26 protein-coding genes are annotated in these 23,411 nt (G+C 67.0%); 13 read left to right on the top strand and 13 right to left on the bottom strand.

Features of this window, described 5'->3' with window-relative positions:
* Window positions 1-19: 19 nt before the first annotated feature.
* The 5 genes from L8H00_RS03620 to rpsF all read right to left on the bottom strand — a co-directional run bounded on the left by L8H00_RS03620 (window position 20) and on the right by rpsF (window position 2,783).
* Entirely contained in the window at window positions 20-622 is a 603-nt protein-coding gene (locus L8H00_RS03620; RefSeq protein WP_242095840.1) for an urea carboxylase-associated family protein, read from the bottom strand.
* Window positions 619-1,326, bottom strand: coding sequence for a guanitoxin biosynthesis heme-dependent pre-guanitoxin N-hydroxylase GntA (gntA, locus tag L8H00_RS03615; RefSeq protein WP_242095839.1), 708 nt, complete (start codon window positions 1,324-1,326; stop codon window positions 619-621). Before gntA ends, L8H00_RS03620 begins: the two co-directional genes overlap by 4 nt.
* A 183-nt stretch (window positions 1,327-1,509) precedes the next feature.
* Complete coding sequence (rplI, locus tag L8H00_RS03610) at window positions 1,510-2,097, bottom strand: 50S ribosomal protein L9 (RefSeq protein WP_242095838.1); 588 nt, start codon at window positions 2,095-2,097, stop codon at window positions 1,510-1,512.
* Between the two features lie 12 nt (window positions 2,098-2,109).
* Entirely contained in the window at window positions 2,110-2,334 is a 225-nt protein-coding gene (rpsR, locus tag L8H00_RS03605) for a 30S ribosomal protein S18 (protein ID WP_010543816.1), read from the bottom strand.
* On the bottom strand, window positions 2,334-2,783 hold the full coding sequence (gene rpsF, locus L8H00_RS03600; RefSeq protein ID WP_242095837.1) for a 30S ribosomal protein S6: 450 nt from the start codon (window positions 2,781-2,783) through the stop codon (window positions 2,334-2,336). Before rpsF ends, rpsR begins: the two co-directional genes overlap by 1 nt.
* Window positions 2,784-2,977: 194 nt before the next feature.
* Between rpsF and fabD the strand changes: the two genes are divergently transcribed.
* From fabD to mltG, 6 genes are all read left to right on the top strand, one after another.
* A complete protein-coding gene (fabD, locus tag L8H00_RS03595; protein ID WP_242095836.1) occupies window positions 2,978-3,913 on the top strand; it encodes an ACP S-malonyltransferase in 936 nt (311 codons plus the stop codon).
* A gap of 29 nt (window positions 3,914-3,942) precedes the next feature.
* Entirely contained in the window at window positions 3,943-4,371 is a 429-nt protein-coding gene (locus L8H00_RS03590) for a GxxExxY protein (protein ID WP_242095835.1), read from the top strand.
* 2 nt (window positions 4,372-4,373) lie between these two features.
* The gene (fabG, locus tag L8H00_RS03585; RefSeq protein WP_242095834.1) at window positions 4,374-5,111 is read left to right on the top strand and encodes a 3-oxoacyl-[acyl-carrier-protein] reductase; all 738 of its coding nucleotides are present in this window, start codon (window positions 4,374-4,376) and stop codon (window positions 5,109-5,111) included.
* A gap of 89 nt (window positions 5,112-5,200) precedes the next feature.
* Window positions 5,201-5,437: an acyl carrier protein gene (locus tag L8H00_RS03580; protein ID WP_055843503.1), complete on the top strand. Its 237-nt coding sequence runs from the start codon at window positions 5,201-5,203 to the stop codon at window positions 5,435-5,437.
* Between the two features lie 119 nt (window positions 5,438-5,556).
* On the top strand, window positions 5,557-6,813 hold the full coding sequence (gene fabF / locus L8H00_RS03575) for a beta-ketoacyl-ACP synthase II (RefSeq protein ID WP_242095833.1): 1,257 nt from the start codon (window positions 5,557-5,559) through the stop codon (window positions 6,811-6,813).
* A gap of 4 nt (window positions 6,814-6,817) precedes the next feature.
* Entirely contained in the window at window positions 6,818-7,786 is a 969-nt protein-coding gene (gene mltG, locus L8H00_RS03570) for an endolytic transglycosylase MltG (RefSeq protein WP_242095832.1), read from the top strand.
* A 19-nt stretch (window positions 7,787-7,805) separates the two neighbouring features.
* Here mltG and eda read toward each other — a convergent pair whose 3' ends face one another.
* The 8 genes from eda to L8H00_RS03530 all read right to left on the bottom strand — a co-directional run bounded on the left by eda (window position 7,806) and on the right by L8H00_RS03530 (window position 15,132).
* A complete protein-coding gene (eda, locus tag L8H00_RS03565) occupies window positions 7,806-8,411 on the bottom strand; it encodes a bifunctional 4-hydroxy-2-oxoglutarate aldolase/2-dehydro-3-deoxy-phosphogluconate aldolase (RefSeq protein WP_242095831.1) in 606 nt (201 codons plus the stop codon).
* The gene (gene glk, locus L8H00_RS03560) at window positions 8,408-9,376 is read right to left on the bottom strand and encodes a glucokinase (protein ID WP_242095830.1); all 969 of its coding nucleotides are present in this window, start codon (window positions 9,374-9,376) and stop codon (window positions 8,408-8,410) included. The genes eda and glk overlap by 4 nt, the downstream gene beginning before the upstream one ends.
* 32 nt (window positions 9,377-9,408) lie before the next feature.
* A complete protein-coding gene (gene edd / locus L8H00_RS03555; RefSeq protein ID WP_242095829.1) occupies window positions 9,409-11,220 on the bottom strand; it encodes a phosphogluconate dehydratase in 1,812 nt (603 codons plus the stop codon).
* 102 nt (window positions 11,221-11,322) lie between these two features.
* Window positions 11,323-12,027 carry a 6-phosphogluconolactonase gene (pgl, locus tag L8H00_RS03550; RefSeq protein WP_242095828.1) on the bottom strand — a complete coding sequence of 235 codons (705 nt, stop codon included), beginning with the start codon at window positions 12,025-12,027 and terminating at the stop codon, window positions 11,323-11,325.
* Between the two features lie 37 nt (window positions 12,028-12,064).
* Window positions 12,065-13,528 carry a glucose-6-phosphate dehydrogenase gene (gene zwf, locus L8H00_RS03545; RefSeq protein ID WP_242095827.1) on the bottom strand — a complete coding sequence of 488 codons (1,464 nt, stop codon included), beginning with the start codon at window positions 13,526-13,528 and terminating at the stop codon, window positions 12,065-12,067.
* A 41-nt stretch (window positions 13,529-13,569) separates the two neighbouring features.
* Window positions 13,570-14,502, bottom strand: a complete 933-nt coding sequence (gene argC, locus L8H00_RS03540; protein WP_242095826.1) for an N-acetyl-gamma-glutamyl-phosphate reductase — start codon at window positions 14,500-14,502, stop codon at window positions 13,570-13,572.
* Window positions 14,499-14,783, bottom strand: coding sequence for an SH3 domain-containing protein (locus L8H00_RS03535; protein WP_242095825.1), 285 nt, complete (start codon window positions 14,781-14,783; stop codon window positions 14,499-14,501). The genes argC and L8H00_RS03535 overlap by 4 nt, the downstream gene beginning before the upstream one ends.
* A gap of 28 nt (window positions 14,784-14,811) precedes the next feature.
* Window positions 14,812-15,132, bottom strand: a complete 321-nt coding sequence (locus tag L8H00_RS03530; RefSeq protein ID WP_242095935.1) for a MarR family winged helix-turn-helix transcriptional regulator — start codon at window positions 15,130-15,132, stop codon at window positions 14,812-14,814.
* Between the two features lie 249 nt (window positions 15,133-15,381).
* Here L8H00_RS03530 and secG point away from each other — a divergent pair, with 249 nt between their 5' ends.
* The 7 genes from secG to L8H00_RS03495 all read left to right on the top strand — a co-directional run bounded on the left by secG (window position 15,382) and on the right by L8H00_RS03495 (window position 23,409).
* Window positions 15,382-15,729 carry a preprotein translocase subunit SecG gene (gene secG / locus L8H00_RS03525; RefSeq protein ID WP_242095824.1) on the top strand — a complete coding sequence of 116 codons (348 nt, stop codon included), beginning with the start codon at window positions 15,382-15,384 and terminating at the stop codon, window positions 15,727-15,729.
* Window positions 15,730-15,813: 84 nt separating this feature from the next.
* The gene (locus tag L8H00_RS03520; protein ID WP_242095823.1) at window positions 15,814-17,448 is read left to right on the top strand and encodes a CTP synthase; all 1,635 of its coding nucleotides are present in this window, start codon (window positions 15,814-15,816) and stop codon (window positions 17,446-17,448) included.
* Between the two features lie 129 nt (window positions 17,449-17,577).
* The gene (locus tag L8H00_RS03515) at window positions 17,578-20,037 is read left to right on the top strand and encodes a TonB-dependent receptor (protein ID WP_242095822.1); all 2,460 of its coding nucleotides are present in this window, start codon (window positions 17,578-17,580) and stop codon (window positions 20,035-20,037) included.
* A 382-nt stretch (window positions 20,038-20,419) separates the two neighbouring features.
* Window positions 20,420-21,670 (top strand): lipoprotein-releasing ABC transporter permease subunit, encoded by a 1,251-nt coding sequence (locus tag L8H00_RS03510; RefSeq protein ID WP_242095821.1) that lies wholly within the window; start codon window positions 20,420-20,422, stop codon window positions 21,668-21,670.
* Complete coding sequence (locus L8H00_RS03505) at window positions 21,663-22,346, top strand: ABC transporter ATP-binding protein (RefSeq protein ID WP_242095820.1); 684 nt, start codon at window positions 21,663-21,665, stop codon at window positions 22,344-22,346. The genes L8H00_RS03510 and L8H00_RS03505 overlap by 8 nt, the downstream gene beginning before the upstream one ends.
* Complete coding sequence (locus tag L8H00_RS03500) at window positions 22,343-22,933, top strand: GNAT family protein (protein ID WP_242095819.1); 591 nt, start codon at window positions 22,343-22,345, stop codon at window positions 22,931-22,933. Before L8H00_RS03505 ends, L8H00_RS03500 begins: the two co-directional genes overlap by 4 nt.
* A complete protein-coding gene (locus tag L8H00_RS03495) occupies window positions 22,930-23,409 on the top strand; it encodes a glutathione peroxidase (protein WP_242095818.1) in 480 nt (159 codons plus the stop codon). Before L8H00_RS03500 ends, L8H00_RS03495 begins: the two co-directional genes overlap by 4 nt.
* The last annotated feature ends 2 nt before the right edge of the window (window positions 23,410-23,411 follow it).

Raw genomic sequence — 23,411 nt, 5'->3', positions numbered from 1 at the left:
TCGGCCTAATCACCAAGAGTTAACCAGGATCAGCACGATCGATGCGGTAGTGGATCGGCTTGAAGCTGCCGCCGTTCGAGGCCGGCGCCGAGCACGCCGTGAGGCCGATCACGAGATCCATCGCGGCGCGGAACACGATGCGGTCACCCGCCTTGCTGGTGGGGGGCAGGACCGAAATCTTGCCCGTTTCGGCATCGACCGGTACGTTCATGAAGCAGTTGAACGCGATCGGGATTCGGTCCGGCACGATCCCGTAGGGCTCCAGCGCCTCGGCCAGATTGCCGAAACAGCCGCGATGCGGCGGCAGGTCGGGATAGAAATGGTGGAACGTGTCGTAGGAACAGGGCGTGAGCAGGAAATCATGCCGGCCGACATCGTCCGCAACGATCTCCAGCATCACCGACGAGCGGTTGGAATAGAGCCGATGCCCGGCCGTGAGCCGGATCGTTTCGGCATAATCGAGCGTGCGGCCCGACGAGATCGCCTCGTCGATGTCGTGCGCGTTGAAGGCGAGGAGGTCGGACACCTGTTCGCCGCGCGGATCGATCACGCTCAGCAGATCGCCCTTGGCGAGCGTGAACGCCGCCCCGCTGCGTTCCGGGATCTCGACCGTGTCGCTCAAGAGGGCTCGCCCGAATAGGAAAAGGGGCAGCGCCAGCCTTCGCCGACCATGCGGCCGCTATATTGCCGCGCTTCGCTCGCCTCGCCGTGGCGCGCCAGCATGGGGTTGCGCGTGCCGGCGATCGCCTCGTCGCGCACCATGATCTTCTCGCGCATACCCTCGTAACGCCCCTGCGCGCGCAGCGTCTCGAACTGGTCGTGCAAGTTGAAGACGAGCGTGGGCCGCGCGAAGCGTCGCGCCGGGCGGCTGGCCTTGGGGTGAAGGCCGACGATGAAGAACGCCTCGCCGCCGAAGCTCAGCGAGAAATGCGGGCTCTCCGGATCGGTCGCAACCGTGCCGTCATAGGGTTGCCCGCGCCACACATCCTTGTCGGACAGCGACTGGACGCGACGCCACAATGCGGCCTCGAACGCGGCCTCGTTCAGATCGTCGGGCCCTTCGAACACCACCGCGAAGCTGCGGAAGAGCGCGGGCTGCTCGCGATACGCCTCGGCGAAGCGCAGGAGGCCGTCATGGATGCGCAGATCGTCCCAGGCGCTGTCGATCGCGTTGCAGGCGAGCACGTGGAGCGTGCCCTTGGCGAGCGCCGCCTTCGCGCCGACGCAGGGGAAGGCCCGATCATCGACGAACCGGTGCATCATCCGTTCGAGTTCGTCCTGCGCATCGTGGCGCCACGGGAATAAGGGTGTGATGGATTTGGTCATGGGTCCGGACACTACGAAGCGTCGCACGGCCCTGTTCCGAACGATCGTGTTGATCGAAGTCAACGAGTACGGCTTTGTCCCACCGCGAGACGGGATGCGCGGAGGCCCAGACGCAAAGAGACCGCCCGGATTGCTCCGGACGGCCCCTGTGTGCGACGATGTCTGTCCGACGCGGCGAAGGGCTCAGCCCTGCGCTTCGTCTCCGGAGACTTCGGCGGTCGCGCCGGGCTCGGCGTTGGGATCGTAATCCTCGACGAAGCCGGCCTCGTCCTTCTCGAACATCGCTTCCATGACGTTGACGCCCGACGCCTGCATCTCGGCCTCTTCGGGCGAGCGTGCGACGTTGACCTTGACGTTCACGGCGACCTCGGGATGCAGCGCCACCTTCACGGTGTAAACGCCGATCGCCTTGATCGGCTTGTCGAGCGCGATCGCGGAACGGGCGACCTTGTGGCCGTCCGCCTCGAGCGCCTCGATCAGATCGCGCACCGCGACCGAGCCGTAAAGCTGGCCGGTGTTCGACGCCTGACGGATCAGCGTGACGGAGGCGTTCTCGAAACCCTTGGCTTCCTTCTCGGCATCGGCGCGGCGCGTGGCGTTGTCCGATTCGATCCGGGCGCGGTTGGCCTCGAACACCTTGCGGTTGGCTTCGTTGGAACGAAGCGCCTTCTTGTTGGGGAGAAGATAGTTGCGGGCGAACCCGTCCTTGACCTTCACCACGTCGCCGATGGCGCCGAGCTTCTCGACGCGCTCCAGCAGAATGACGTCCATATCGGGCGCTCCTTACTTAACGATGTAGGGCAGCAGGCCCAGATGACGCGCGCGCTTGATGGCTTGGGCCAGCTCGCGCTGCTTCTTCGCGCTCACCGAGGTGATGCGCGAGGGAACGATCTTGCCACGCTCGGACACGAAGCCCTGGAGCAGCCGGACGTCCTTATAGTCGATCCGGGGCGCGTCCTTCGCGGAGAAGGGGCAGCTCTTGCGACGGCGGAAAAACGGACGGGCCATTATGCGGCTTCCTCTTCACGGTCACGACGGGGGCGGTCGCCACGATCCGGACGATCGCCGCGCGGGCCGCCATCGCGTCCACCGTCACGGCCACCTTCACGGTCGCCACGACGCTCGCGATCGCGCTCCTGCTTGCGCATCATCACGGTCGGGCCGGTCTCCAGCTCGTCGACCTTGACGGTCATGTAGCGGATCACGTCCTCGTTGATCTGGGTCTGGCGCTCCAGCTCGGCGACCACCGCACCCGGTGCGTCGATCTCGAGCATGACGTAATGCGCCTTGCGGTTCTTGGCGATCTTGTAGGCGAGCGAACGCAGGCCCCAGCTCTCGGTCTTGACGACCTTGCCCTTGTTGTCGGTGATGATCTTCGCGGCGTTTTCCGCCAGCGTGTCCACCTGCGCCTGTGCCAGATCCTGGCGCGCAAGGAACACGTGCTCGTAGAGAGCCATGCCCGTCCTCATATCTTGGCCGATCGCTGACGGACGCCCCATGCGCCACGCCCCTCCGGCTGTCGTCTCGTGTGACGGACGGGCCACTGCCACGTCCGAAGCGGCGCCTATAACGCGAACGGCCGCAAAAGCAACCATTGCCCCGCGCGGCGGATTGCCTCTAACCGCAACGCCACGACAATGCAGGAGAGGTCATGCGCGCATTCGTTTTCCCGGGGCAGGGCAGCCAGGCGGTCGGCATGGGCGCCGCGCTCGCGGACGCCAGCGCGGTGGCGCGCGCGGTGTTCGAGGAGGTGGACGAGGCGCTCGGCCAGCATCTCTCGCGGCTGATGCGCGAGGGTCCCGCCGAGACGCTGCAACTAACCGAGAACGCCCAGCCCGCGATCATGGCCAACGCCATCGCGACGCTGCGCGTGCTGGAGCGCGAGGGCGGCGTGCGCCTTGCCGACAAGGCCGATTTCGTCGCCGGCCACAGCCTGGGCGAATATACCGCGCTCTGTGCGGCGGGGGCGATCGACCTCTCGACCACCGCGCGGCTGCTGAAGCATCGCGGGCAGGCGATGCAGGCGGCGGTGCCGGTGGGCGTCGGCGCGATGGCGGCGCTCCTCGGCGTCGATCTCGCCAAGGCGCAGGCGATCGCGGATGCGGGCGCCGAGGGCGAGGTGTGCACCGTCGCCAACGATAACGATCCCGGCCAGGTGGTGATCTCGGGCGCCAAGGCCGCAATCGACCGCGCGGTCGCCAGCGCCAAGGATCACGGCGCCAAGCGGGCGCTGCTGCTGCCCGTCTCCGCGCCGTTCCACTGTCCCTTGATGCAGCCCGCGGCCGATGCGATGGCGACGGCGCTGGCCGACGCGCGGATCAACGCGCCGCTGGTGCCCGTCTTCGCCAACGTTACCGCAGCGGCGGTGTCGGACCCGGACACGATCCGCCGGCTGCTGGTGGAGCAGGTGACGGGCATGGTCCGCTGGCGCGAGTCGGTGCTGGCGATGCAGGCGGCCGGCGTCGAGCGCTTCGTCGAATTCGGCGGCAAGGTGCTCGCCCCGATGGTCAAGCGCACGGCGCCCGAGGTGGAGACGACGAGCGTGGTGACGATGGACGACATCGAGGCACTGATCGCTCGGTTGTAGTTTTCGCGCAAAGACGCGAAGACGCCAAGATGTTTGACCTGGAGGCAGCGGCAGCGGACGTCATCGATGTGTCGCCGCGGCTGCATCGGGATCTCGGCCCCGGTCTCCTCGAAAGCGTCCATGAGGCCGTGCTTGCAGCTAAGCTGCGGGGCATGGGCTATCGGGTCGAGCGCCAACGATCGATCGCGATCGAGTTCGAGGGGCTGCGTTTCGACGGCGTGTTCGAGGCCGATCTGGTCGTCGGCGGAACCCGGCTCGTCGAGATCAAATCGATGGTGCGGTTGAGCGCTGTGCATGCCAAACAGCTTCTGACCTATCTCAGGCTCACCAGACAGCCGCTGGGCTTGCTCATCACCTTCGGCGGCGCGACGCTCGAGGAAGGGATCCGCCGCCTCGTCAACGGATACCACCCCTTAGCGTCTTCGCGTCTTTGCGCGAACAGGATCATCGGAGAATAGACATGTTCGACCTTACAGGCATGACCGCACTCGTCACCGGCGCGTCCGGGGGGATCGGGTCGGCGATCGCGCAGGCGCTGGCGGGGCAGGGCGCGCGGCTCGCGGTTTCGGGGTCCAATGCCGGCAAGCTGGAGGCGTTTCGGGCGTCGCTCGGTGCGGATCACGTCGCGCTGCCGTGCGACCTGTCGGACGGCGGCGCGGTCGATGCGCTGGTGCCGGCCGCGGCGGCGGCGCTCGGGCGGCTCGACATCCTCGTCAACAATGCCGGCGTCACGCGCGACAATCTGGCGATGCGGATGAAGGACGACGAATGGGACCAGGTGATCCGCGTCAACCTCGAGGCCGCGTTCCGGCTGATGCGCGCCGCCGCCAAGCCGATGATGAAGGCGCGTTTCGGGCGGATGATCTCGATCACCTCGGTCGTCGGCACCACGGGAAATCCGGGTCAGGCGAACTATGCCGCGTCCAAGGCGGGGCTGGTCGGCATGAGCAAGGCGATGGCGCAGGAACTCGCCAGCCGCCATATCACCGTCAACTGCGTCGCGCCCGGCTTCATCCGCTCCGCCATGACCGATGCGTTGCCCGACGCGCAGAAAGCCGCGCTACTGGCGCGCATTCCGGCGGCCGATCTCGGCGGCGGGAAGGATATCGGCGCGGCGGTCGTCTATCTGGCCAGCCGCGAGGCAGGCTACGTCACCGGGCAGACGCTCCATGTGAACGGCGGGATGGCGATGATCTGAGGCGCGCGGATACTTGCGCGCGCCTTGGCCCCGTTCTACGGGCGTTCAGGTAATCGAAGAAACACCCCATACGTGAAGAGGGAATGACCATGAGCGAGACCGCCGACCGCGTGAAGAAGATCGTCGTCGAGCATCTCGGCGTCGAAGCCGACAAGGTGACCGAGGATGCGAGCTTCATCGACGATCTGGGTGCCGACAGCCTCGACATCGTCGAGCTCGTCATGGCGTTCGAGGAGGAATTCGGCGTCGAGATTCCCGACGATGCCGCCGAGAAGATCACGACCGTGAAGGACGCGATCACCTATATCGACGAGCACAAGTCGTAAGACCTGGCGCACGGCCAAACCCAACAGGGTGATCCTGCCTATCGGGCTGGATCGAACGGCTTCCCGTCCGGGTCTACCGGTGCGGGGAGCCGTTTCGTTTATGGAAACTGGAGAGTGAGATGCGGCGCGTTGTCGTAACCGGATTGGGCCTCGTGACTCCGCTCGGCGCGGACGTCGAGACGGCATGGGCGAACATCATCGCCGGCAAATCGGGCGCCGGGCCCATCACCCGTTTCGACGCGTCGGACCAGAAATGCACCATCGCGTGCGAGGTCAAGCCGGCGGATCATCCTTACGGCTTCGATCCCGACAAGCGCGTCGATCATAAGATCCAGCGGCAGGTCGATCCGTTCATCATCTACGGCATCGACGCCGCCGGCCAGGCGTTGGAGGATGCGGGCCTGACCGAGATGACCGAGGCCGAGCGCTTCCGCGCCGGCTGCTCGATCGGATCGGGCATCGGCGGCCTGCCGGGCATCGAGAGCGAATCGCTCGTCCTGGCGGAAAAGGGGCCCAAGCGCGTCAGCCCGCACTTCGTCCATGGCCGTCTCATCAACCTGATCTCGGGTCAGGTCTCGATCAAATACGGGCTGATGGGGCCGAACCACGCGGTGGTCACGGCCTGCTCGACCGGAGCGCATTCGATCGGCGATGCCGCGCGGATGATCGCGATGGACGATGCCGACGTCATGCTGGCGGGCGGCGCGGAGGGCACGGTGTGCCCGCTCGGCATCGCCGGTTTCGCGGCGGCGCGCGCACTCAACACCAGCTTCAACGATCGGCCCGAACAGGCCAGCCGCCCCTATGACCGCGACCGCGACGGGTTCGTGATGGGCGAGGGCGCGGGCGTGGTGGTGCTGGAAGAATATGAGCGCGCCAAGGCCCGTGGCGCCAAGATCTATTGCGAGGTGGTCGGCTACGGCCTGTCCGGCGACGCCTATCACGTCACCGCACCCGAGCCCGAGGGTTCGGGTGCGTACCGGTCGATGCAGATGGCGATGCGCAAATCGGGATTGGCGCTATCCGACATCGACTACATCAACGCGCATGGCACGTCGACGATGGCCGACATGATCGAGCTCGGCGCGGTCAAGCGGCTGTTCGGGGATGCGGTCGGCGGCCTGTCGATGAGCTCGACCAAGTCGGCGATCGGCCATCTCCTCGGCGGGGCCGGTGCGGTCGAGAGCATCTTCTGCATCCTGGCGATGCGCGACCAGATCGTGCCGCCGACGCTCAACCTCGACAATCCATCGGAGGGCGCCGAAGGCATCGATCTGGTGCCGCACGTCGCCAGGAAGCGCGAGGTCCGTGCGGTGCTGAACAACTCGTTCGGCTTCGGCGGCACCAACGCCTCTTTGGTGATGCGGGCGCTCTAGGCCGGTGCGCAGGCTCGGCTGTTTCGGCCTGATCGCGGCGATCGCCGTCCTCGTGGCGGCGTTCCTGATGATTCACGGCTGGGGCGGCGCGGGCCCGGCACCGCGCACCCTGACCGTCAGCGTGCCCGAGGGCGCGACGCTGGCCGGGGCCGCGCGCGACCTCGAACGCGCGGGCGCGATCCGCTCCGCCACGCGCTTCCGCCTGCTCGCCCGCGTGTTCGGATCGGGCGCGCCGATCAAGGCGGGCGAATACCGCATCCCGGCGCATCTGAGCCAATCGGACATCCTCAGCCTGCTTCAGGGCGGCAAAACGGTGCAGCGCTTGGTGGTGGTGCCCGAGGGCTACCCCTCTGTGCTGGTCCATGACGCGCTGATGAAGGCCGATGGCCTGGTCGGGCCGGTGGCGGTGCCCGCCGAGGGATCGATCCTGCCCGACAGCTATGCCTTCGCGCGCGTCGACACGCGTGCGTCGGTGGTGACGCGGATGCAGCGCGCGATGGACGTCTATCTCAAGGCCGCCTGGGCGAGGCGCAAGCCGGGCATCGCGGTGACGACGCCGCGCCAGGCGATCATCCTCGCCTCGATCGTGGAAAAGGAAACGGGTAAGCCCGCCGAACGCCGCATGGTGGCCGCCGTCTATGGCAATCGGCTGCGCATCGGCATGCCGCTTCAGGCCGACCCGACCGTCATCTATCCGATCACCAAGGGCCGTCCGCTCGGCCGCCGCATCCTGCGCTCCGAATTGCAGGCCAAGAACGGCTATAACACCTATGCCAGCGCCGGGCTGCCGGTGGGGCCGATCGCCAATCCCGGCCGCGCGTCGATCGACGCGGTGCTCGATCCGGGCACGTCCAAGGCGCTGTACTTCGTCGCGGATGGCACCGGCGGCCATGTCTTTGCCGACACGCTGGCCGAGCATAATGCCAATGTGAAGAAATGGTACGCGATCCGCCACGCCCGCGGCGAGATGTGACCGGAGCGATGCCCGGCGATCAGCCCCGCAGGGCGTTCGCCGCGCGCGCCTTCATCTCCACCTCGGCCATGGTGCCGCCCGTCACCCAGCTTCCACCGACGCAGCGCACCGGCTTGAACGCCAGCCATTCGGGCGCCGAGGCTTCGGTGATCCCGCCCGTCGGGCAGAAGCTGCACTGATAGAAGGGCGCGGCGAGCGCCTTCAGCGCCTTCAGCCCGCCGCTGGCCTCGGCCGGAAAGAATTTGAAGTTGGTAAGGCCCAGATCCAGCCCGCGCATGATGTCGCCGGCATTGGCGATGCCCGGCAGATAGGGAATGCCGCTTTCGAGGATCGGCGCGGCCAGCCGCTCGGTGAGGCCGGGCGAGACGATGAATTCGGCGCCTGCGTCATGCACGGTGCGGAATTGCTCCGGGTTCACCACGGTGCCTGCGCCGACGATCGCGCCCTCCACCTTTTTCATCTCGGCGATCGCTTCCAGCGCGCAGGGCGTGCGCATCGTCACCTCCAGCACGCGCAGCCCGCCGGCGACCAGCGCCTCGGCGAGCGGTCGCGCGGTGGCGGCGTCGTCGATCACCAGCACGGGGATGACGGCGCTGGTGCGCATGATGTCGGCGATGTCGGTCATTGCGTATGCTCCTGGGCGAAGGCGGCGGCCGCGCCGAACAGGCCGGGCTGCGGATGCGTGATGAGCTTGACGGGGATTGCCGCCATCAGCGTCTGGAAGCGGCCTTTGGCCTGGAACCGCTGGTCGAAGCCCGAACGGATCAGCCGGTCCTTGATGCGCAGCCCGAGCCCGCCCGCGATCACGACGCCACGCGCGCCATGCGCCAGCGCGAGATCGCCCGCCACCGCGCCGAGCGCGAGGCAGAAGCGGTCGAGCGCTGCGAGCGCGATCGAATCGGTGCCCTCCAGCGCCTCGGTCCAGATCGTCTTGTCGTCGCGGCTGTGGACCGGGCGGCCCTCCATCTCGGCGAGCGTCTCGTAGATCGCGACGATGCCCGGCCCCGACACGATTCGCTCGGCCGACACGCGCGTGAAGGTCTTGCGCAGTCGCGTAAGGATCGCATCCTCGATGCCGTCCAGCGCGGCATAGTCGATATGCCCGCCCTCGGTTTCCAGCACTTCGTAGCGGTCGTGCCGCCGCAGCACCTGCGCGACGCCAAGCCCGGTGCCAGGGCCGCAGACGGTGGTCACGCCCTTGGACGGCAGCGGCGTATCGGGGCCGCAGAGATGCTCGAAATCCCCTTCGGGCAATTGCGCGACGGCATGGGCGATCGCGCCGAAATCGTTGACGACGACATAGGTGTCGGCGTGAAGCCGCTCGTGGATCAGCGACTGGCGGATGATCCACGGGTTGTTGGTCAGCCGGATCACGTCGCCGGTGATCGGCGAGGCGACCGCGATCGCCGCCGCGCGCGGCAGTCGGCCGCCTTGTGTAGAATGGAATGCCTCCCACGCGGTCTGCAAACTCGCATGATCCGCGGTTTTCAGCGTCACCGGTTCGCCCAGATGGACGACCTTGCCATTCTCCACCTCGGCAATGGCGAAGCGTGCGTGCGTGCCCCCGATATCCGCTGCGACGACGTCCATCTGCGTTCCCTTCGTTCCCTTGGGCGTGCGGTTCAGAGCCCAGCGGCAGCCAGCACCGCCGATGCGCCCTTCTCGGCCTCGTCGGCAAGTCCGCGGAACAGGCCGAACAGCTCGCGGCCCATGCCCTCGGCGGCCCCCGGTGCCGCATCCGGCACGCGCGCCGCCCATTCGGCCGGGTCGACGAGCGCCTCCAGCGTGCCGTTCTCCGCATCGACGCGGATGAGATCGCCGTCGCGGATCCGGCCGATCGCGCCGTCCAGCAGCGCCTCGGGCGAACAATGGATCGCGCACGGCACCTTGCCGCTGGCGCCCGACATCCGCCCGTCGGTGACCAGCGCCACCTTGAAGCCGCGATTCTGCAACACGCCGAGTGCCGGCGTCAGCTTGTGAAGCTCGGGCATGCCGTTCGCGCGCGGCCCCTGGAAGCGGACGACCACCACGACATCGCGTTCGAGCTTGCCCGCCTTGAACGCCTCCAGCACATCGAGCTGATCGTCGAAGACCGCAGCCGGCGCTTCGATCACCCAGCGTTCGCGCTCGACCGCGGAGACCTTGATGCAGGCGCGGCCGATATTGCCTGCCAGGATGCGCATCCCACCATCCGCCGAGAACGGCGCCGCGGCGGGGCGCAGGATGGTCTCGTCGCCGCTGTCGGGTGTATCGCGCCAGCCGAGCGTGTCGCCGTCGATCACTGCGGTCTTGGCATAGGCCGGCAGCCCGTCGCCGGCGACGGTCAGGATGTCGCCGTGCAGATGGCCGCTGCCGAGCAGCTCGCGGATCACATAGGGCATGCCGCCCGCCGCCTCGAAGCCGTTCACATCGGCCGATCCGTTGGGATAGACGCGCGCGATCAGCGGCACCGCGCGCGAGAGCCGATCGAAATCCTCCCAGTCGATCACGATCCCCGCCGCGCGCGCGATCGCGGGCACGTGGAGCAGATGGTTGGTCGATCCGCCCGTCGCGAGCAGGCCGACTGCCGCGTTCACGATCGCGCGTTCGTCGACGCAGGCACCGATCGGTCGGTAATCGTCGCCGCGCACGCCGATCCGCGCCAGCCGGTGGACGGCGGCGCGGGTGAGTTCCTGGCGAAGCTTGGTGCCCGGATTGACGAAGGCGGCGCCGGGCATGTGCAGGCCCATTACCTCCATCATCATCTGGTTGGTGTTGGCGGTGCCGTAGAAGGTGCAGGTGCCCTTGGAATGATAGGCGCCGATCTCCGCATCGAGCAGTTCCTCGCGGCCGACCAGCCCCTCGGCGAACTTCTCGCGCACCGCGGCCTTCGCCTTGTTGGGCAGTCCGGTCGGCATCGGGCCGCCGGGGATGAGGATCATCGGCAGGTGACCGAAGCGCAGCGCCCCCATCAGCAGCCCCGGCACGATCTTGTCGCAGATGCCGAGCAGGGCTGCGCCCTCGAACGTGCCGTGGCTGAGCGCGATCGCGGTCGACAGCGCGATCGTGTCGCGGCTGAAGAGCGACAGCTCCATGCCCGGATAGCCTTGGGTCACGCCGTCGCACATCGCCGGTACGCCGCCCGCCACCTGCGCGGTAGCGCCGGCCTCGCGCGCCCAGACTTTCATCAGCTCGGGATAACGGTAATAGACCGCATGGGCGGAGAGCATGTCGTTATAGGCGGTGACGATGCCGATGTTCATGCCCGTATCCGCCTTCATGGCGTCGCGGTCCTCGTCGGTGCCGGCATAGGCATGGGCGAGGTTGGCGCAGCCCAGACTGGGGCGGCGGATGCCGTTTTCGCGCTCGCGCTCGATCAGCGCGAGATAGGCCGCGCGGCTCGGCCGCGAGCGTTCGATGATGCGGTCGGTGACCGCCAGGACTTCGGAATTCATGCCGTCACTCTTACCGTTCGTGCTGAGCTTGTCGAAGCACCGTTCTTCTTGGCTACGGGCGGGACAGCCCTTCGACAAGCTCGGGGCGAACGGGAAAGTGGATCACGCCGCCCAGTGGATGTCGACCGGCAGTTCCACCTCGGAAAGAACGCGGCCGATCGGATAGGGCGACGACGGGCCCTGTTCGATCGCCTGTTCGAGCAAGGTGCGTTTGTCCTGTCCGGTCAGCGCGATCATCAGCGCCCGCGACGAGGCGATCGCCGCGCGCGACAGCGTGACGCGCGGGACGGGGGCCTCGGGCGGCAGCGGCTCGGGCATCACGCCCAAGGCACGGCGCTCCTTGGGGCCGTTCAGCGCCTCGTCGTAATCGGGGCCGGGGAAGATCGACGCGGTATGCCCGTCGCCGCCCATGCCGAGCAGGCAAAAATCGAGCGGCCAGTGGAGATCCTGCATCAGCGCGTCCGCCGAACGCCCCGCCGCCTTGTAGTCGGGCACGGCCTTGGGGACGATCGGCATCACCCGCGCCCCCTTGGGCAGGAAGATCTTGGCGAGCTGCGTGACGTTCGACAGCGCGTCGCCCAGCGGCACGATCCGCTCGTCGCCGGGGATGATCGTCACCTTCTTCCAGTCGAGCTTCGCCGCGCTCAGCTTTTCATAGGCGGGGAAGGGGGTCTTGCCGCCCGCCAGCGCGATCACCGCCGAGCCGCGCGCGTCGATCGCGCTCTCGATGATGAACTGGATGTCGCCCGCCACCGCCGCGGCCATTTCGGCGGCGTCGTCATAATCCCACCATTCGATCTCGGTCATGTGCGTTCCTTCAATCTCGTCGTTCCCGAAAACGGGATCAGTCGTCCTGCCACGTCACCCCGTCGCGCTCGGTCAGCGCGATCGCGGCGGATGGGCCCCAGCTTCCCGAGGCATAGCTTTTGGGCTTGGTGCCGTTCGCGTCCCAGCCGGCGCGAATCGAATCGATCCACGTCCACTGCGCCTCCACCTCGTCGCGGCGGACGAACAGCGTCTGGTCGCCCTCGATCAGATCGAGCAGCAGCCGCTCGTACGCGATGCGGCGGCGCGTGCCCTTGAACTCGCTGTCGAGGCTGAGGTTGAGCGGCACCTCCTTCAGGCGGATACCGTCGCGGTCGAGCCCCGGCTCCTTGGCCATCACCAGCATCTGGATATATTCCTCGGGCTGGAGGCGGATGACGAGCACGTTGGGCTGAAGCATGCCGCCGCGGTTCGAGAACATCGAATGCGGCACCGGCTTGAACTGGATCGCGATCTCGCTGCGGCGCGCGGGCATGCGCTTGCCGGTGCGCAGATAGAAGGGAACGCCCTGCCAGCGCCAATTGTCGACATGCGCCTTGATGGCGACGAACGTCTCTGTGGAGGACGGCTTGCCGAGTTCGGCGACATAGCCCTTGACGATCTTCCCGCCGGACGCGCCCTCGGCATATTGGCCCGTCACCGTGCAGTGCGGCACCTCTTCGGACGTCATCTGCCGGAGCGAGCGGAACACCTTGGCCTTCTCGTCACGGATGGCGGTGCCGTCGAAGCTCGCGGGCGGCTCCATCGCCACCAGCGCCAGCAACTGGAGCATGTGGTTCGCCACCATGTCGCGCAGCGCGCCCGCCGTGTCGTAATAACCGGCGCGCTCTTCCAGGCCGACGGTCTCGGCAATCGTGATCTGGACGTTGTCGATCCCGCGCGCGTTCCACACCGGCTCGAAGAAGCTGTTGCCGAAACGGATCGCGAGGATGTTCTGCACCGTCTCTTTGCCGAGATAATGGTCCAGGCGGAAGATCCGGTCTTCGGTGAAGGCGGTGGCGACGGTGTCGTTGATCTCCTGGCTCGACGGCAGATCGTAGCCCAAGGGCTTTTCAAGCGCGATCCGCACCGTGTCGCCGGCAAGGCCGACCTTTTCCAGCCCCTCGACGGCCGATTCGAACAGAGACGGCGCGGTGGAGAGATAGATGGCGAGCCCGCCGGAGATGTCGCCCAGCTTGTCGGCGAGCGGCTGGAAGCCGTTCGGGTCGGACAGGTCGATCGGCTGGAACTGCAGCCGGTCGAGAAAGGTGCCGAGCGCGCTCTCGTCCTTGCGATCGTCGGGCAGGAACTGGTCGAGCGCCTTCTTGGCGAACTCCTTGTAGCTGGCGTCGTCATAATCCGAGCGCGCCGATCCGGTGATCGTCAGCGCGTCGGGCAGCAGGCCGTCGGCATGGAGGCCATAGAGCGACGGCAGCAGCATGCGCTGCGCGAGATCGCCGGTCGCGCCGAACAGGAGCAGCTTGGCTACGGTATTGCGTGGCATAAGGCTTCCTTGGGTCTGGACCGGAATCGGTGGACGGGGAATCAGAGGACGAGGCCGGCCAGTGGATCGAGCCCGGCCATGATGTTGAGATTCTGCACCGCGGCGCCACCGGCGCCCTTGCCGAGATTGTCGTAGGTGGCGATCAGCCGCGCCTGGCCGCTGCCCGGATTGCCGAACACGCGCAACGTCATCCGATCGGTGCCCGCATCCTCTTCCAGCCGCACCGCAGCCGTGTCACCCGCCTCCGCCACTCGGACGACGCCCCCATCGGCATAGGCCGTGCGCAGCGCTGCGTCGATCGCCCCGATCGTCGGCGCGCCGGGCAGGCCGTGGAGCGCGAGCCCCACCTCGCCCAGCATGCCGCGATAGGCGGCGGCGACGGCGGGGAGGAAGATAGGCGGGTGCGCGAGGCCGGCATGGTCGCGCATCTCGGGCAGATGCTTGTGCGTTAGGCCAAGGCCATAGGCGCGAAAGCCGGTGGCCGCCTCGCCGCCCTCGAATTCGGCGATCATCGCCTTGCCGCCGCCCGAATAGCCCGACGCGCCCGAATAGACGAGCGGCCAGTCCGCGGGCACCAGCCCCGCACGCACCAGCGGGCGGACGAGTGCGAGGAAGCCGCTGGGCCAGCAGCCCGGATTGGTGACCCGCGCCGATCCAGCGATGCGCTCGGCCTGATCGGCCTCGAGTTCGGGAAAGCCATAGGTCCAGCCTGGCGCAACGCGGTGCGCGCTCGATGCGTCGATCACGCGGGTGCGGCCATTGTCGATCAGCGCCACCGCCTCACGCGCGGCGTCGTCGGGCAGGCAGAGGATCACGAAATCGGCGTCGTTCAGCGCCTCGCGCCGCGCCGCGGCATCCTTGCGGCGATCGTCGGGGATGGTGATGAGCGCGACGCCCGCGCGCCCAGCAAGCCGCTCGCGGATCTCCAGGCCCGTGGTGCCCGCGGCGCCGTCGATGAACACGCTGGCACTCATGATGCGATCCGATCGAGCGCGGTCAGGTCGACATAGCCGACCAGCCCCGATGCGGTGGCTATGCCCCAGGCGTGCGATCCCGAAATGTCGAGCACGTCGATCATGTCTCCCTTGGCCAGCACCGCCAGCGTCGCCGAATCAGTCTCAGGCGTGGCACGCAACGGGCAATCGCAGACGACGGGCCGCGCCATCGCCTCAGCATAATGCGGCGCGAACACGCGTTCCGCCAGCCGCACGTCGGCGATATCGGGGCGCACCGCATGGGTGAGGGGATCGAGCACGGCCGAACGCCCCGTCAGCGCGAACCGCCTACGCGCGGGCGGTTCGGGCGACGGGGGCATCGCCTTCGCCGATGAAATGCCCGAACTCTTCAAGAAAATCTGCCCCTTCTTCGGTGCGCGCGACGAAGATGTTGCGCTTGTCGCGGTCGTCGCGCTGGCGGCGCAGATAGCCGAGCGCACCCAGTCTGTTCAAGGCACGCGTCACCACGGGTTTCGAGACGTTCAGCGCGCGGGCGAGGCCGCGCACCGTATGCGGGCCGGGATCGAGATACACGACCATCAACAGCGCCATCTGGCGATTGGTGAGATCGGGCTCGCCCGACCGGACATAGTCGACCAGCGCCGTCATCCAGGTCGATAGCGCACCGGCAGCGGTGGAGGCGATGGTGGATGCCACTAATTCGATCCGCCGTTGGCTGTGAGAGATATGGGCGTCATTACGCGGTCATAACGCCCGCCCGTCCCGCGAGTTTCGTGGCGCCGCCGGTCAATTGCGATCGGCGTGTGCGGGCGAGCGCGGTTGATCGTCGCGGCGCGCTGGCCTATGTGCCGGCCTTCGTCGCCGCGGGAGACCCCCGCGCCAATTGGGATGTGCCGCTTGTTCCCCTTCCTTCTCGTCGTCCATGCCCTGATCGCCGCAGGCCTCGTCACGGTGATCCTCATGCAGCGTTCGGAGGGTGGTGGACTTGGCATGGGCGGCAGCCCGTCGGGGCTGATGTCGGCACGCGGTGCGGCGGATTTCCTGACGCGCGCGACGACGGTGCTGGCGGCCTTGTTCATCGGCCTCTCCATCCTGCTCGCCATGCTAGCGGCGACTCACCGCGGCAGCATCAACACGATCGACACGTCGCTTGCCCGCACCCGTCCGGCGGTGCAGCAGACGGCGCCCGGCGCGGCTCCGACGACGGCGCCCGCCGACAATTCCGCGGTCCCGCTCGCCCGTTAAACCCACCCATTCGCCGATAAAGCCGCCCGTGCGATCCGCGGGCGCTTGTCGTTCGTCCCCAACACACGCTACGAGACTCCTCCCATGGCCCGGTACATCTTCATCACCGGCGGCGTGGTTTCGTCGCTCGGCAAAGGACTCATGGCGGCATCGCTCGCCGCGCTTCTCCAGGCACGCGGCTACCGCGTCCGGATCCGCAAGTTCGATCCCTATCTGAACGTCGATCCGGGCACGATGAGTCCGTATCAGCATGGCGAGGTGTACGTCACCGACGACGGCGCGGAGACCGATCTCGATCTCGGCCATTACGAGCGCTTCACCGGCGTGCCCTCGCGCCAGAGCGACAACGTGACCTCGGGCCGCATCTACCAGCAGATCATCCAACGCGAGCGGCGCGGCGACTATCTGGGCGCGACCGTCCAGGTGATCCCGCACGTCACCGATGCGATCAAGGCCTTTGCCCGCGCTGAGACGGACGATCTGGATTTCGTGCTGTGCGAGATCGGCGGCACCGTCGGCGACATCGAATCGCTCCCCTTCATCGAGGCGATCCGCCAGTTGAAGAACGAGGAGGGGCGCGGCAACGCCATCAGCATCCACGTCACGCTCGTTCCCTATATCGCCGCGGCGGGCGAGCTGAAGACCAAGCCGACACAGCATTCGGTGCGTGAGCTCGCCGCATTGGGCGTTCAGCCCGACGTGCTGGTGTGCCGCTGCGAACATCCGCTGCCGGCCTCCGAACGCGCCAAGATCGCGCTGTTCTGCAACGTGCGCGAAAGCGCGGTCATCCCCGCGCTCGATGCGAAGAGCATCTATGCGGTGCCGCTGCAATATCACGCCGAGGGCCTCGATTCGGAGGTGCTGCGCGCCTTCGGGATCGAGCCGCAGGGTGCCCCTGATCTGTCGCGCTGGTCCGACATCGTCGATCGGCTGACCAACCCCGAGGGCGAGGTGACGATCGGCGTCGTCGGCAAATATGTCGGATTGCAGGACGCCTATAAGTCGCTCAACGAAGCGCTCGTGCATGGCGGCATCGCCAACAAGGTGAAGGTCAATATCCGCTGGATCGACGCCGAGCTGTTCGAGGCGGCGGGCAACGACATCGCCGCCCAGTTGGAGCCGTGCGACGCGATTCTGGTGCCCGGCGCCTTTGGCGAGCGCGGCGCGGAGGGCAAGATCGCCAGCGTCCGTTTCGCGCGCGAACGCGAGATCCCGTATTTCGGCATCTGCTTCGGCATGCAGATGGCATGCGTGGAGGGCGCGCGCGATCTGGCCGGCATCGCGGACGCCTCGTCCACGGAATTCGGCCCGACGAGCGAGCCGGTGATCGGCCTCATCACCGAATGGATGGGCCGCACCGGCCTCGAGAAGCGCGCCGAGGAAGGCGATTTGGGCGGCACCATGCGGCTCGGCGCCTATGACGCGCGGCTGGCGGGCAACAGCGTCGTGGCGTCGATCTATGGCGACACCGCCATCTCCGAACGCCACCGTCACCGTTACGAGGTGAACACCCATTATCGCGAGGCGCTGGAGCAGGGCGGGCTCGTCTTTTCCGGCATGTCGCCCGACGGCACGCTGCCTGAAATCGTCGAGCGGCCCGACCATCCCTGGTTCGTCGGCGTGCAGTTCCACCCCGAGCTGAAGTCGAAGCCGTTCGATCCGCATCCGCTGTTCGCCAGCTTCGTCGCCGCGGCGGTGAAGCAGAGCCGGCTGGTCTGACGCTGCCGGCGCGGCGGTTAAGCACGCGCTTTCAAGGCGATGAAGCTGGCCTTGACCGGCAACAAGATTCACGCAGGTTGATCGCCTAGCGATTTGATGGAGTTTCGGGCGAGATTCCCGGAGAAGTCGATGTCGCTTACGCTCGCCCTGTTGCTCGCCGGACAGGCGGTCGCGCCCGCCGCTATAGATGCGCCCGTTCCGCCCGCCGGGCAGACCACCCCCGACGAGGCCGGCCGGCTCGGCACCGCGCAGCAGGGCGGAGGCGGGGACGTCGTGGTCACCGCGCGGCGCCGCGCGGAAACGGTGCAGAGCGTGCCGATCGCGATCTCGGTGATCGGCGGCCAGGCGCTGGCCGAGACCGGCGCGTACAATGTCGCGCGCATCACGCAGCTACAGCCCACGCTGCAATTCTATTCGACCAACCCGCGCAACTCCTCCGCCAACATCCGTGGCCTCGGATCGCCCTTCGGCCTCACCAATGACGGGATCGAACAGGGCGTCGGCATCTATGTCGATCAGGTCTATTACAGCCGGATCGCCTCGGCGACGTTCGACTTCACCGATACCGAGCGGATCGAGATCCTGCGCGGGCCGCAGGGCACGCTGTACGGCAAGAACACGACGGCGGGCGCGATCAACATCACGACGCGCAAGCCCAGTTTCGAGCCTGAGGCGCGGATCGAGCTGAGCGGCGGCAATTATATTTTCTTCCAGGGCAAGGCCTCGGTCTCGGGGCCGCTGATCGACGACAAGCTGGCCATCCGCCTGTCCACCTCGGTCACCACGCGCGAGGGGACCATCGACAATGTCCGCACCGATCAGCATCTGAACAGCCAGGACAATCTGGGCTTTCGCGGCCAATTGCTGTGGCAGGCCGCGCCCAATCTCGATCTGACGCTCTATGGCGATTACAACCGGCAAAACCCCAATTGCTGCGTCCAATATTATGTCCGCACGGGGGCCACGCAGCGCCCGCTCAACCGGCAATATGCCGCGCTGGCGGCGGCGCAGGGCTATGCCGTCCCCTCCACCGACGCGTTCGATCGGCTGACCGACGTCGACACGCCGCTGCGCGCGAAACAGTCGCTCGGCGGCACGTCGCTGGTGGCCAATTGGGATCTGGGCGGGGCGACGATCACCTCGGTGAGCGCATGGCGGTTCTGGAACTGGGATCCTTCCAACGACCGCGACTTCATCGGCCTGCCGATCACCACCGTATCCGCCAATCCGTCGCAGCAGGAACAGTTCAGCCAGGAGTTGCGCATCGGGTCAAACGGCAAGCACCGGCTCGATTACACGCTCGGCGCCTTCTATTTCTATCAGACGATCGACACGCAGGGGCTTCAGGTTCAGGGCCCCGCGGCCAGCGCCTTCCTGCTCAACCCGACGAGCGCGGACGGACGCAACCCGGCGGTACTGAACGGGTTGACCGCTCGCAACGCGATCGGTTTCCGGAACACCAGCGCGGCCTTGTTCGGCAAGCTCACCTGGCACGTTACCGACCGGTTCCAGATCGCGCCCGGCCTGCGGTTCAATTACGACGAGAAGACCGGCCAGTATCTCTCCGTCGTGACGACGGGGACGGGGGCGACGCTCAGTTGCTCCGCCGCCGCGCAGGCGGCGAGCGCGGTGGTGAAGGACCAGTGCGGCGTGCTCTCCCCGCAGAATTACGATCCGCGCTTCCATAACTGGAACGTCTCGGGCGACATCACCGCGGCCTATACGGTGACACCCGACATCCATGCCTATGCGACCTATGCGCGCAGCTACAAATCGGGCGGGATCAACCTGTCGGGCCTGCCGCTCGACGCCAACAACGCGCCGATCCTGACGGCGGCGACGGTGAAGCCCGAAAAGGTCAACCATTACGAGCTGGGGCTGAAGACCCAGGTGTTGGATCGCCGCGCGACCGTGAACCTCGCCGGCTTCTGGACGGAGATCACCGATTATCAGGCGACCGTCACCAACGGCCAGCTGGGCGTGCTGCGCGGCTATCTCGCCAATGCGGGCAAGGTGCGCACGCGGGGGATCGAGGCCGACTCGGCGTTCCGGATCAATTCGCGGCTCAACATCTATGCCAATGGCGCCTTCACCGATGCGAAATACGTCAAGTTCGTCGATGCGCCTTGCCCGCCCGAGCTGAGCGGCGGCACGATCGCGGCGGCGGGGCAGGCGGCGAGCGCACCCGGCACCCCCGGCGGGATCAGCCCGCAGAATTGCGACATCTCGGGCCAGCGGCTGCCCGGCGTCTCCAAATGGGCGTTCTCCTATGGTGCGGAATACGACCTGCCGGCACGCGTCGCGGGGCTCGATGGGCAATTCTATGTCGGTTACGACGGCAATTACCGGTCGGGCTTCTCGTCCAACCCGTCCGAGTCGCTCTACACCGATGTTCGCGGTTATGCGCTCAGCAACTTCCGCCTGGGCTTTAAGGCGCGCGAGAGTTGGAACGTCTTCGGCTGGGTGCGCAACGCGTTCGACCGGAATTATTACGACGTGCTCGCGCTCCAATCTGGCAGCACCGGCCTGGTGGTCGGCCAGCCCGGCGATCCGCGCACCTATGGAATGACGATCTCGCGGTCGTTCTGACGAGGTTGTCCTACACGCGCGGAACCCGGCAAACGGCACGCTGCGCGCGTCTTGTCCCAATCAAATGTCGGGAGGCATAGCCGGTCGCGGCGCAAGCAACGCAAAAGCAAACGCCCGGACCGTTTCCGATCCGGGCGCCTGCGTGACGATCGCTCGTCAGCCCCCTTAGTTCCACCTCCGCAGCACGCTTCTTCGAGCGGCGCTGAAGGCTTTCCCCGAACCACGGCCGTTGCCTGTGTGTCAGTGACATCGTGCTAGGTCAGGCCGATCCGCTTGTCATCGGCCTTGTGACATCCGGGGAACGATTGCGACAAGGCTGTGACGATTCGGCAACATGGCGCCATGGTTGCCAGCACCGGCGCCACCCCCTAGGGCCATGCGCATGATCCTCTCCTCCTACGAACGGATGATCGCCCGGCGCTATCTGCTGCCGGGCAAGGGCGAGGCGTTCATCTTCCTCGTCGCCTCGATCAGCCTCGTCGCGGTGATGCTCGGCGTCGCCGCGCTCGTCATCGTCATGAGCGTGATGAACGGCTTTCGCGCCGAACTGTTCGACAAGATCGTCGGCCTGAACGGCCATGCGGTGATCCAGGGTGTGGGCGGTCGTCTGCCCGACTGGCGCGAGATCATGGCGCAGGCCAAGGCGACGCCGGGCGTCACCTCGGCGGTGCCGCTGATCGAGCAGCCGCTGATGACGACCTATAACGGCCGCGTCGAGGCGGTGCTGGTGCGCGGCATGCGCGTCGACGACATCCGCCACAATTCGACGATTCAGAGCAAGGTGGTGATGGGCAGCCTCGCCAGCATCACGCCGGGCAGCGGCCGGATCGCGATCGGATCCCGCCTCGCCGAGTCCCTGGGCGCCGAAGTCGGCAGCGAAATCTCGCTCATCAGCCCGCAAGGCCAGACGACGCCCTTCGGCACGGTGCCGCGGATCATCACCTATACCGTTGGCGCGATCTTCGAGATCGGCGTGTACGATTACGACAAAGCCTATGTGGTGATGCCGATCGAGGATGCGCAGACGCTGCTCCTGATGGGCGATGCTGCCGGCATGGTCGAGGTGAACACGGTCGATCCCGATCGCGTGGGTGCGATCCTCGCGCCGCTCGCGCCCAAGCTCGGCGGTCGTGCGGTGATCCAGGATTGGCGGGCGATGAACGCGCAACTGTTCGAGGCGCTGGCGGTCGAGCGGGTGGCGATGTTCACCGTGCTGTCGATCATCATTCTGGTCGCGGTGTTCAACATCCTGTCGTCGCTCATCATGCTGGTGCGCGCCAAGACGCGCGACATCGCCATCCTGCGCACGATGGGCGCGACGCGCGGCGGACTGATGCGGATCTTCATGGTGGTGGGCACCACGATCGGTGCGCTCGGCACGGTGGCGGGGCTGGGGCTCGGCTTTGTGTTCCTCTTCTACCGGCAGGGCGTGGTGAATTTCGTCCAGTTCGTCACCGGCCAGAATTTGTGGGATCCCTCGATCCGCTATCTTACCGAGCTGCCGTCGAAGACCGACCCGGTCGAGGTGCTGGTCATCACGCTGATGGCGCTGGGGTTCAGCTTTCTGGCCACGCTTTATCCGGCGTGGAAGGCGGCGAGCACCGATCCCGTTCAGGTGCTGCGTTATGAATGAAGCGAGAGCGTCCGTCCTGCAGACCGCCGGTCTCGCGCGGCATTTCGTTCAGGGTGGCGAGCGGATCGACGTGCTGCGCGGTGTCGATCTGTCGGTCGGCGCGGGCGAGATCGTGGCGCTGCTCGGCCCGTCGGGCTCGGGCAAATCGACGCTGCTCCAGGCGGTCGGCCTGCTCGAGGGCGGCTTCGAGGGATCGATCCGGATCGCTGGCGCCGAGGCGGCGAAGCTCGATGCGCATGGCCGCACCGTGGTGCGCCGGGACTCGCTCGGCTTCGTCTATCAGTTCCACCATCTGCTCCCCGACTTCAACGCGACCGAGAATGTGGTCCTGCCGCAGATGGTCAAGGGCGTGGATCGCGGGGAGGCCGATGCGCGCGCCCGCGACCTGCTGACGCAATTGGGGTTGGGCCACCGGCTCACGCATCGGCCGAGCCAGCTCTCGGGTGGCGAGCAGCAGCGCGTGGCGGTGGCCCGCGCGCTCGCCAACCGCCCCGCGCTGGTGCTGGCGGACGAGCCGACCGGCAATCTCGACGAACACACCGCCGATCTCGTGCTGGCCGAGTTCCTGCGCCTCGTCCGCGAGGAAGGCTCCGCCGCGCTGGTGGCGACGCACAACGAACGGCTGGCGGCGAAGATGGACCGGGTGGTGCGCCTGCACGAGGGGGTGCTGGCATGAGCGACTGGCGCGAAACGCCGACGCTGATCGGCCGCCACGTCACGCTGCGGCCTCTTGAGCGAGCGGACCGGGATGCGATCGTGTCGGCCTTCGCGGTCGGGCTCGAAGACGTGTTCGCGACAATCGTTCCCGACGCGGCGACGATCGAAGACTGGTACGATCGGCTGGAAAGCGAACGGCGGGCTGGACGGGCGCTGCCGTTCACGGTGGTGGATCGTGACGGTCGCGTGGTGGGCGTCACCCGCTTCATGCGGATGGCCGAGGCGCATTGCCGGCTCGAGATCGGTGGCACCGTCTATGCGCGCGCCGTGCAGCGCACCGGCGTCAACACCGACGCCAAGCGGTTGCTGCTCGGCCACGCCTTCGATGCTCTTGGCTGCCGCTGCGTGCAGCTGCGAACCAATTTCCTCAACCGGTCGTCCCGTGCCGCGATCGAGCGACTGGGCGCTCGAATGGACGGCGTGCTGCGCGGCCATATGGTGACGCCCGACGGCGCCTCGCGCGACAGTGTGGTTTATTCCATCCTCGCCCACGAATGGCCGCAGGTGCGGCGCAATCTGGAGGGGTTGCTGCGGAGGCACGAATGACGGCAGTTACCGCATTCACGGTGAAAGGCGCGCGTGGCGATCCAGTGAGCCTTCAGGCCCACGCGGGCAAGGTGCTGCTGATCGTCAACACCGCGTCCAAATGCGGGTTCACGCCGCAATATGCCGGGCTGGAGGAACTGCACCGCAGATATGCACCCCAAGGCTTCACCGTACTTGGTTTTCCCTGCAACCAGTTCGGCGCGCAGGAGCCGGGCGATGCGGCGGAGATCGCCAGCTTCTGCTCGCTCACCTATGACGTGACGTTCCCGCTCTTCGCCAGGATCGACGTCAACGGACCGGCGGTCGACCCGCTGTTCGCCGCGCTCAAGGATGCGGCGCCGGGCCTGCTGGGTTCGAAAGCGATCAAGTGGAACTTCACCAAGTTCCTGGTCGATCGCGACGGGCGGGTGGTGAAACGCTACGCGCCCACCACCAAGCCGGCCGATATCGAAGCGGACATCGCCGCGTTGCTGTAGCC

This window comes from Sphingomonas sp. CROZ-RG-20F-R02-07, assembly GCF_022662335.1.
Taxonomy (GTDB): domain Bacteria; phylum Pseudomonadota; class Alphaproteobacteria; order Sphingomonadales; family Sphingomonadaceae; genus Sphingomonas.
The sequence above is the reverse complement of the archived record's forward strand: the minus strand, read 5'-3'. Positions and strand labels throughout refer to the sequence as shown.